The sequence below is a fragment of the Kribbella alba genome (assembly GCF_039529635.1).
GTDB lineage: Bacteria > Actinomycetota > Actinomycetes > Propionibacteriales > Kribbellaceae > Kribbella > Kribbella alba.
Genome location: NZ_BAAANE010000006.1, coordinates 18,122 through 27,466 on the forward strand (window position 1 = coordinate 18,122; position 9,345 = coordinate 27,466).

The following is a 9,345-nucleotide window of genomic DNA, read 5'->3' on the forward strand; positions in this document are numbered from 1 at the left end:
TTCGAGGTCGGGCCAGGCGGGGAGACAACGAAAGCCTCGTTATCCGTTATCTTTATGTAATGAACGCAACCCGCCCTGCGCCTGGTTCGCAGACTTCGCTCCGCGAAGCCAACCGGGAGCGTGTCCTCGGGGTTGTCCGGCAGCATGGCCCGCTCACGCAGGTCGAGATCGCTGCCGCGTCCGGCCTGTCCGCCGCCACGGTGTCGAACATGGTGCGCGAGCTGGACCAGGCCGGCATGGTCGGACTGTCCCGCAGCATCCGGAACGGCCGTCGAGCAGTCCTCGTCTCCTTGGCTTCAGGTGGCGGGCTGCTGGCCGGAGTCGCCTTCGGTGAGCGCGACGTCCGGGTGGCGATCGCGTCCGAACGCCGCGAGATCCTTGCCCAGCAACTGATGCCGCTGCAGGCCGACCATATCGCCGACGACGGGATGGAGCGGGCCGCCCGTCTGCTCGCCGACCTCGCGGAGACCGTCGGCTCGGGTGTCGAAGACATCGGCGCGATCGGGTTCGGACTCCCCGCGCCGGTCGATTCCGTCAGCGGCGAAGCGGGTTCGGACGCAGTGCTGCCCGGCTGGCGCGGGGTCAACGTCGCCGAGGCGATGGGCGCCCATCTGCGCGCACCCGTCGCCCTCGACAACACCGCGAATCTCGCCGCCCTGGGCGAGCTCCGCGCCGGCGCGCTCCGCGGCGTACAGCACGGTTGCTACATCAAGTTCTCGTACGGCGTGGGCGCGGGCATCGTGCTCGGCGGCGAGGTGTTCCGCGGCTCGGCCGGGACCGCGGGCGAGATCGGGCACCTCACCATCGACGAGAACGGGCCGATCTGCCGCTGCGGCAACCGCGGCTGCCTGGACACGTTCGTCGGTTCCCGCGCGTTGCTCAGCAGCCTGGCCGCATCCCACGGGCCGCTGCGCCTGCGGGATGTCGTCACCCGCGCGCTGGCGGGCGACCTCGGTTGCCGACGGGTGATCGAGGACGCGGGGCGCCGGGTCGGGGTCGCGGTCGCGGGCCTGGTGAATCTCTTCAACCCGGAAGCGATCGTTGTCGGAGGCAAGATGGCCGAGGCCGGCGACCTGGTCATGGTGCCGCTCCGCGAGGCTCTGGACCGGTGTGCGATCCCCAGTGCTGCCGCGACGGTCGAGTTACGGCCGGCTGAACTCGGTGACGAAGCGGATGTGCTCGGTGCCCTTGAGTTGGCGTCGATTCTCAGCCATTCGCGGACCTCGGCAACGGTCGTGACGAACACGTAACCGCTTTATGTCTATTTCTTGAATTCAAGTCTTGACGCCAAGGCTGGTTGTGACCTTGACTCTGGACAGGCCTACTCGGGCCCTCACGTCAAGGAGTTGCACTATGTCCGTCTCACCAACCCGTCTCGTCGGCCTCGGCATCGCGGTGTCGGCCCTTGCCCTGTCCCTGGTGGCCTGCGGGTCGGGCGACAATTCCAACTCGGCCGGCAGCGGCTCCGGCGGCAAGAAGATCGCCCTGCTGCTCCCCGAGTCGAAGACGGCCCGGTACGAGGCGCTGGACCGGCCGCTGTTCACCGCGGCGCTCAAGGCCGCGTGTGCGGACTGTGAGCTGCTCTACAGCAACGCCGACCAGCTCGCCGACAAGCAGCAGCAGCAGGCTGAGGCCGCGCTGACCCAGGGCGCCAACGTGCTCGTGCTCGACCCGGTCGACGGCAAGGCCGCCGCCGCCGTCGTAGCCTCCGCCAAGGCTCAGAACGTGCCGGTCATCGCCTACGACCGGTTCATCGAGGGCGCGAACTACTACGTCTCGTTCGAGAACGAGGCCGTCGGCAAGCTGCAGGCGCAGACTCTGGTCGACACCCTGAAGGCGGCCGGCAAGACCTCCGGCAACCTTGCCATGATCAACGGCGCGCCGACCGACCCGAACGCGGCCGACTTCAAGAAGGGCGCGCACAGCGTCATCGACAGCAGCGGCTTCAAGGTCGCCGCCGAGTTCGACACCCCGGACTGGAGCCCGAACAAGGCCCAGGACTGGATGGAAGGTCAGCTGAGCGCGATCAAGAACGGCCTCGTCGGCGTCTACGCCGCCAACGACGGCACTGCCGGTGGCGCCATCGCGGCCCTCAAGGGTGGTGGCGTGAAGCCGCTGCCGCCGATCACCGGTCAGGACTCCGAGCTCGCCGCGATCCAGCGGATCGTCGCCGGCGACCAGACGATGACCATCTACAAGGCCGTCAAGCCGCAGGCCGAGGCCGCCGCCAAGGCTGCCGTGGCCCTCGCCGGCGGTGGCAAGGCCGACTCGACCAGCGACGTCAAGGGCGTGCCGTCGACAATTCTCGACCCGATCGCCGTCACCAAGGCCAACATCAACGACACTGTGGTCAAGGACGGAATCTACAAGGTGTCGGACATCTGCACCGCGTCATTCGCGGCCGCCTGCGCAGCCGCCGGCCTCAAGTAAAGCCCTGACCCGTCGCACCCCCGGCTCTTTGAGGAGGTCGGGGGTGCCCCGGGGCTCAAGGCCCTGTACGAAGCCTCAGGAGGCTGATCAATGACTGTCACTCCCACCCCGGTGGGCACCAGCACCGTGCTGGCGCTGCGAGGAATCTCGAAGCGGTTCGGCGCGGTCCAGGCGCTGAAGAACATCGAACTGGACGTGCGCGCTGGTGAAGTGCTCGCCCTCGTCGGCGACAACGGCGCCGGCAAGTCGACCCTGGTGAAGACCATCGCCGGTGTCTACACCGCCGACGACGGCACGATGATGTTCGACGGGTCGGAGGTCAGGGTCGGCAGCCCGGCGGAGGCCCAGCACCTAGGCATCGCCACCGTCTTCCAGGACCTCGCCCTGTGCGACAACCTCGACGTGGTCGCGAACCTGTATCTGGGCCGTGAACTGCAAAAGGGCAGGGTGCTCGACGAGGTCGAGATGGAGCGGTCCTCCTGGGAGCTGCTCCGCCAACTGTCGGCGAAGATCCCGAGCGTCCGGATCCCGGTCGCCAGCCTGTCGGGTGGTCAGCGGCAGACGGTCGCGATCGCCCGGAGCCTGCTCGGCCAGCCGAAGGTCGTGATGCTGGACGAGCCGACCGCGGCTCTCGGCGTGGCTCAGACCGCCGAGGTCCTCAACCTGGTCGAGCGGCTCCGCGAGCGTGGTCTCGCGGTGATCCTGATCAGCCACAACATGGCCGACGTGATGGCCGTGGCGGACCGGGTGGCGGTGCTGCGGCTCGGCCGCAACAACGGCGTCTTCACCGTCAGCGAGACGAAGACCCAGGACATCATCGCGGCCATCACCGGCGCGACGGACAACGCAGTGTCAGAGCGCGCGGCGCGCCGGACACGGGAGGAGGGTTCCGCATCATGACCACCCCGGTCGATGGATCAGAGGTCGCAGTGCAGGACAACACCCCCGCGCTCCCGGCCGACCTGCAGGACGAGCGCCTGATCGCCAGCCGCGGCGTCAGCGGCGCCATCTCGGCCTTCACCGCGCGGCTCCGCTCCGGCGACCTGGGCTCGGTCCCGGTGGTGGTCGGGCTCATCATCATCTGGGCGGTCTTCCAGGTCGCCAACAGCAACTTCCTGTCCAGCCGCAACCTGGTCAACCTGACCCTGCAGACCACCTCGGTCGGAGTCATTGCCATTGGCATCGTTCTGGTGCTGCTGCTGGGCGAGATCGACCTTTCGGTGGGCTCGGTCAGCGGTCTCTCCGCGGCGGTGCTCGGTGTCACCTTCGTCAACAAGGGCTGGCCGCTGGTCGCCTCGCTGGTCGCGGGTATGGCCATCGGCCTGGTGATCGGCCTGTTCTACGGCGCGCTCTACACCCGCTTCGGAGTGCCCAGCTTCGTCATCACCCTGGCGGGCCTGCTCGGCTTCCTCGGACTCCAGCTGCTGGTGCTCGGCAAGGAGGGCTCGCTGAACCTGCCTTTCGACTCCGCGCTGGTCGGATTCGCCACCCGCAGCTTCCTGTCCCCCGTGCTGGCCTACGGGCTGATCGCGGTGGTCGTCGCGGCGTACGTCCTCAGCAGGCTGCGCGGACGAGGCGCCCGCGTCGCAGCCGGGCTGTCGGCGGCACCCACGTCGATCATCGCGATCAAGGCCGGCGCGCTCGCCCTGGTCCTGCTGATCCCCGTCATCGTGCTGAACGGCGACCGGGGCGTGTCCTCGATGTTCCTGCTGTTCATCGCCCTGGTGGTCGCGACGGACTTCGCCATCCGCAAGACCCGGTGGGGCAGGTCCGTGGTGGCGGTCGGCGGCAACGTCGAGGCAGCACGCCGGGCCGGTATCAACGTCCGGGTGATCTACCTGACGGTGTTCGCGGCGTGCTCGACCTTCGCCGCGGTCGGTGGTCTGCTGGCCGCCGCACGACTGGTCGCGGTGAACCAGAGCAGCGGTGGTGGCGACACCAACCTGAACGCGATCGCCGCCGCCGTGATCGGTGGAACCAGCCTGTTCGGCGGCCGCGGTTCGGCGTACTCCGCTCTCCTGGGCGCGCTGGTGATCATGTCGATCTCCAACGGGCTCGCGCTGCTCAGCCTCGACTCCAGCGTGCGCTACATGGTCACCGCCGGCGTTCTGCTGATCGCCGTCACGATCGACTCCCTCAGCCGCCGCAGCCGTCAGGCGCACGGCCGGGCCTGAAGACCCGGTGGGCTCCTGTCTCGACCCCTGCATCGGCGGGAGCCCGCCGTACCAACCGCAACACCGCACGCAACACCCCGCAGTACGACGGACCGTCGCTCTCCGCCCGGAGCGGCGGTCCGTTCTCCTTGTCCTGCGGCACAATGAGCGCCATGACGACGCGCAGGGTGCCGATCAAGGCTGAGGCGACCTCGGAGGATCAGCCGGTCACGACGCTGGAGCTGTTCTTCGATCTGGTCTTCGTCTTCGCGCTGACCCAGATCACCGCGCTGATGGCGCACGACCTGACCTGGCCCGGGTTGATCCGTGGCCTGCTGCTGGTCGGGTTGCTCTGGTGGAGCTGGATCGGCTTCTCCTGGCTCTGCAACCTGGTCAAGGCCGACGAGGGTTCGGTTCGTGGCGTCATGCTGGCGGCGATGGCGGCGATGTTCGTGATCGCGCTGTCGATCCCGGAGGCCTTCCACGACCTGGAGGGCGGACTGCCCGGCCCGGTCGTGATAGCGATCGCGTACTTCGCCTTCCGGGCGATGCATCTGCTGTTGTTCTGGCTGATCGCCGACGGGGACAGGGTGCTGCGGCGGACCCTGCTGCGGTTCGCGCCCTCGATGCTCGCCGGTACCGCGTTGCTGCTGGTCGCCTCGCAGTTCCACGGGACGACGCAGACGTTGCTCTGGGCACTGGCCCTGGCCGCGGACTATGGCGGCACCTACCTGATCGACGCGCGCGGCTGGCGGTTGCGTTCGGCCGCGCACTTCGCCGAACGACACGGCCTGATCGTCATCATCGCGCTCGGCGAGTCGATCGTTGCCATCGGCGTCGGCGTCACCGATCTGCCGATCTCCTGGCCGATCCTGATCGCCTCCGTGCTGGGCCTGGCCGTCGCGGCCGCGCTCTGGTGGATCTACTTCGACGCGACCGTCCTGTACGGCGAGCAGGCGCTGGCCGCCGAACCACTGGAGACCCGGCCGAAGCTGGCCCGCGACGCGTACACCTTCCTGCACTTCCCGATGGTGGCCGGCATCGTGCTGCTCGCTCTCGGCCTGAAGAAGGTGCTCGAGTACGTCGGGGACACCGAGCACCACCACCTGGAGGATCCGCTGAAGGGCATCGGGCTGTATGCGCTCTTCTTCGGCGTCGTGCTCTATCTGCTCGGCCACGTCGGCTTCAAGTGGCGAACCAGCCGCCGCCTCGGTGTCAGCCGCCTGATCACCGCCGCCCTGGCGGTCGTCGCCGTGCCGGCACTCGGCAAAGCACCCGCGCTCGCGCAACTCGCAGTACTGACTGCTCTGCTGACCGGGCTGGTCGCGTTCGAAGCGGTCCGGTTCTCCCGGGAGCGCGACGAACTCAGGCACGGGAGTCACAGCCCCGCCGAGTGATTCAGGCCTGGTTCACCGGGCCCAGAATGCGAGAGCCGCCGCTGACCCGGGTGGGTCGGCGGCGGCTCTCGAGGTGGTGCGTGTGGTGCGGGTCAGGCGGTAGCGGCGGTCAGGTCCACCTTGGGCTCGGCGAAGTGGCAGGCGGCGGAGTGACCCTCGCCCGACTTGGCCTGCTTCATCAGCGGCGGCTCCTGGGTGGCGCAGATGTCCTCGGCCTTCCAGCAGCGGGTCCGGAACCGGCAACCGCTCGGCGGGTCGATCGGGGACGGCACGTCGCCGACCAGGCGGATCCGCTCCTTCGGCGGAACACCGCGGATCGTGCCCAGGTCCGGCGCAGCCGACAGCAGCGCCTGGGTGTACGGGTGCTGCGGGGCGCCGTAGATCTGATCGCGCGGGCCCTGCTCGACGATCTTGCCCAGGTACATCACCGCGACCCGGTCACAGAAGTGCCGGACCACCCCGAGGTCGTGTGCGATGAAGACGAAGGCGATGCCCAGATCGCGGCGCAGGTCCTCCAGCAGGTTCATCACCTGGGCCTGGATCGACACGTCCAGCGCACTCACCGGCTCGTCGGCGATGATCACCTCCGGCTCGACCGCGAGCGCCCGGGCGATGCCGATGCGCTGACGCTGGCCGCCGGAGAACTCGTTCGGGTACCGGTTGTGGTGCTCGGGGTTGAGGCCGACCCGCTCCAGCAACTCCTGGACGCGCTCGAGCTCCTTGCCCTTCTTGACCAGGTTGTGCACCCGCAGCGGCGTACTGATGATGTTGCTGACCGTCTGCCGCGGGTTCAGCGAGCTGTACGGGTCCTGGAAGACGATCTGCAGCTCCCGCCGGAACGGGCGCAGCTCCTTCTCCTTCAGCTGGGCGATGTCGGTGCCCTTGAAGATGATCTGGCCCGCGGTCGGCTTGAGCAGCCGGGTGATCATCCGGCCGGTCGTCGACTTGCCACAGCCGGACTCGCCGACCAGGCCGAGGCTGCCGCCGGGCTCGAGGTCGAAGTTCACGCCGTCGACCGCCTGGACGACCTTGCGGGTGCGGCCCAGCCCGGCCGCCTCCTTGATCGGGAAATGCATCTTGAGGTCGCGGACCTGCAGCAGCGGGGTCTTCGCCGCGCCGGGGGCCGAATCGACGTGGCGCACAGTCTTGCTCATCTCTCTCCTCAGCCCAGTCTCGGCGCGACCTCGGCCTCGTAGATCGAGGCCTTGTCGTGCAGGTGACAACGGGACATGTGTGCGCCGGCGCCGTCGACCGGCAACAGCTCGGGCAGTTCGGTGGTGCAGCGCTCACCCTTCACCCGGTCCTTGTAGGGACACCGCGGGTTGAAGGAACAGCCGCCCGGAAGATCCAGCAGGCTCGGCGGCAGACCCTTGATCGGGCGCAGCCGCTCGTTCGCCGCCGACACCGTCGGGATCGACTCGAGCAGACCCCAGGTGTAGGGCATCCGCGGCCGCGCGAGCACATCCTCGGCGGTGCCGTACTCGACGCAGCGGCCGGCGTACATGACCAGGACGTCGTCGGCCATCTCCGCGACCACGCCGAGGTCGTGCGTGATCAGCACGATCGCGGAGCCGAACTCCTTCTGCAGGTTGTTCAGCAGGTCCAGGATCTGCGCCTGCACGGTGACGTCCAGGGCCGTGGTCGGCTCGTCCGCGATCACCAGCTTCGGGTCGTTGACCAGCCCCATCGCGATCATCGCGCGCTGCCGCATACCGCCGGAGAACTCGTGCGGGTACTGCTTGAACCGGCGGACCGGGTTCGGGATGCCGACCAGGTCGAGCATCTCCAGGGCGCGCTTCTTCGCGACGTCCTTGGACACCTTGTGGTGCACCCGGTACGCCTCGGTGATCTGGTTGCCGACCGTGTACAGCGGGTGCAGCGAGGACTGCGGGTCCTGGAAGACCATCGCCACCGCGTCGCCGCGGACCTTCATCAACTCGCTCTCCGGCAGGCCGACGATCTCGTCGCCGCCGAGCCGGATCGAACCGGTGATCCTGGTGCGCTTGCGGTCGTGCAGGCCCATCACGGCCATGCTGGAGACGGACTTGCCGGAGCCGGACTCACCGACGATCGCCAGCGTGCGGCCCAGCGGTACGGCATAGCTCAGGCCGTTGACCGCACTGACGACACCGTCGGCGGTCGGGAACTTGACGGACAGATCCTCGACCACCAGGTACGGCGTCTCACCGCTGGGCGTGAGCGACGTGTCCCGGCGCTCCCGGGTGGCGATGGACGGGTTGCGCCGCTCGGGCGCCACCTCACCCTCGCTGGGTACGGTGCCGACCATGGTGTCCTGGCCATCCTTTCGGTCCGGTAAGGCCTTCCGTCCCTCGTTGGCGGGTGTGGTCACGCGAGCCTCACCCGAGGATCGATGAGGCTGTAGCCGATGTCTACGAGGAAGTTCATCACGACGATAGCGGCCGACGCGACCAGGACCGTTCCCATGATCACCGGCAGGTCGTAGTTGTTCAGGCTGTCGATCACCAGGTTACCGAGGCCGGGCAGGTCGAAGATCTTCTCGGTGAAGATCGCCCCGGCCAGGCTGCCCGCGATGTCCAGACCGAAGATGGTGACGACGGGGATCAGGCCGGCGCGCAGCGCGTGCTTGTAGGTGACCACCCGGTCCGACAGTCCCTTCGCGCGGGCCGTCCGGATGAAGTCCTCGCTCAGCGTCTCGACCATGGAGCCGCGGGAGAACCGGGCGTACTGCGTGCAGAAGTAAATGCCCAGGACCAGCCACGGCGTGAGCAACCCGGCGAACCACTTGCCCGGGTTGTCCGTTAGCGCCGTATAGCCGCTGCGGGGCAGAATCGGATAGAGGATGGTGAAGTAGAGCGAGATCATCAGCGCGACGATGTAGTACGGCACCGAGCTGAGGACCAAGGTGCTCGTCATAAGCGCCCGGTCTCCGAGGGTCCCGCGTCTCTTCGCGGCCATGGAACCTATGAAGACTCCGATCGTGAGCACCAGCACCGCGTAGCCCAACACCAACGACACGGTGACCGGCAGAGCGCTCTTGAGCATGTCCACCACAGGCCGGTCGTTCTTGAACGAGTAGCCCAGGCAGGGCGCGCCGCAATGCTGCACGACGCCGGAGGTCTCGAAGTCCCGGCCGACGAAGATGCCCGCGGTGTACTCAGCGAACTGCTGGACCTTGGGTCGGTCCAGGTGCAGGTTCGACTTGATCTCGTTGTAGCGCTGCAGGGTGCAGTTGCGCTCACCGCAGATCGACGCCGCCGGATCCGTCGGCGCGACGAAGAACAGCGTGAAGGTCGCGATCAGCGTGACCAGCACGACACTGAGCGCGCTGACCAGGCGGCGCGCCACGAAGTAGAGCACGAGCTTTCTCCTCACCGATGAGGGTG

General features: G+C 68.0%; 8 protein-coding genes. 5 read left to right on the forward strand and 3 right to left on the reverse strand.

The genetic code is table 11. The features are described 5' to 3' along the window. Positions 1–59: 59 nt before the first annotated feature. The 5 genes from ABD210_RS17065 (at position 60) to ABD210_RS17085 (ending at position 5,980) form a co-directional block, all read left to right on the forward strand. Complete coding sequence (locus ABD210_RS17065) at positions 60–1,250, forward strand: ROK family transcriptional regulator (RefSeq protein ID WP_344112532.1); 1,191 nt, start codon at positions 60–62, stop codon at positions 1,248–1,250. Positions 1,251–1,353: 103 nt separating this feature from the next. Then, positions 1,354–2,430, forward strand: a complete 1,077-nt coding sequence (locus tag ABD210_RS17070; RefSeq protein ID WP_344112533.1) for a substrate-binding domain-containing protein — start codon at positions 1,354–1,356, stop codon at positions 2,428–2,430. A 90-nt stretch (positions 2,431–2,520) separates the two neighbouring features. Then, positions 2,521–3,330, forward strand: coding sequence for an ATP-binding cassette domain-containing protein (locus ABD210_RS17075; RefSeq protein WP_344112535.1), 810 nt, complete (start codon positions 2,521–2,523; stop codon positions 3,328–3,330). Further along, on the forward strand, positions 3,327–4,604 hold the full coding sequence (locus tag ABD210_RS17080; RefSeq protein WP_344112536.1) for a sugar ABC transporter permease: 1,278 nt from the start codon (positions 3,327–3,329) through the stop codon (positions 4,602–4,604). The genes ABD210_RS17075 and ABD210_RS17080 overlap by 4 nt, the downstream gene beginning before the upstream one ends. A gap of 152 nt (positions 4,605–4,756) precedes the next feature. Then, entirely contained in the window at positions 4,757–5,980 is a 1,224-nt protein-coding gene (locus tag ABD210_RS17085) for a low temperature requirement protein A (protein WP_344112537.1), read from the forward strand. Between the two features lie 92 nt (positions 5,981–6,072). Here ABD210_RS17085 and ABD210_RS17090 read toward each other — a convergent pair whose 3' ends face one another. From ABD210_RS17090 to ABD210_RS17100, 3 genes are all read right to left on the reverse strand, one after another. After that, positions 6,073–7,134: an ABC transporter ATP-binding protein gene (locus ABD210_RS17090; RefSeq protein WP_344112539.1), complete on the reverse strand. Its 1,062-nt coding sequence runs from the start codon at positions 7,132–7,134 to the stop codon at positions 6,073–6,075. A gap of 8 nt (positions 7,135–7,142) precedes the next feature. Next, positions 7,143–8,330, reverse strand: coding sequence for an ABC transporter ATP-binding protein (locus tag ABD210_RS17095; protein WP_425552682.1), 1,188 nt, complete (start codon positions 8,328–8,330; stop codon positions 7,143–7,145). Beyond that, a partial coding sequence (locus tag ABD210_RS17100; protein ID WP_344112541.1) for an ABC transporter permease occupies positions 8,327–9,345 on the reverse strand: 1,019 nt, incomplete at its 5' end. The genes ABD210_RS17100 and ABD210_RS17095, both read right to left, overlap by 4 nt.

What these genes read in the sequence shown, in the direction of transcription:
- ABD210_RS17065 (WP_344112532.1), top strand. Translation starts at nt 60, where the DNA reads ATGAACGCAACCCGCCCTGCGCCTGGTTCGCAGACTTCGCTCCGCGAA.
- ABD210_RS17070 (WP_344112533.1), top strand. Translation starts at nt 1,354, where the DNA reads ATGTCCGTCTCACCAACCCGTCTCGTCGGCCTCGGCATCGCGGTGTCG.
- ABD210_RS17075 (WP_344112535.1), top strand. Translation starts at nt 2,521, where the DNA reads ATGACTGTCACTCCCACCCCGGTGGGCACCAGCACCGTGCTGGCGCTG.
- ABD210_RS17080 (WP_344112536.1), top strand. Translation starts at nt 3,327, where the DNA reads ATGACCACCCCGGTCGATGGATCAGAGGTCGCAGTGCAGGACAACACC.
- ABD210_RS17085 (WP_344112537.1), top strand. Translation starts at nt 4,757, where the DNA reads ATGACGACGCGCAGGGTGCCGATCAAGGCTGAGGCGACCTCGGAGGAT.
- ABD210_RS17090 (WP_344112539.1), bottom strand. Translation starts at nt 7,134, where the DNA reads ATGAGCAAGACTGTGCGCCACGTCGATTCGGCCCCCGGCGCGGCGAAG.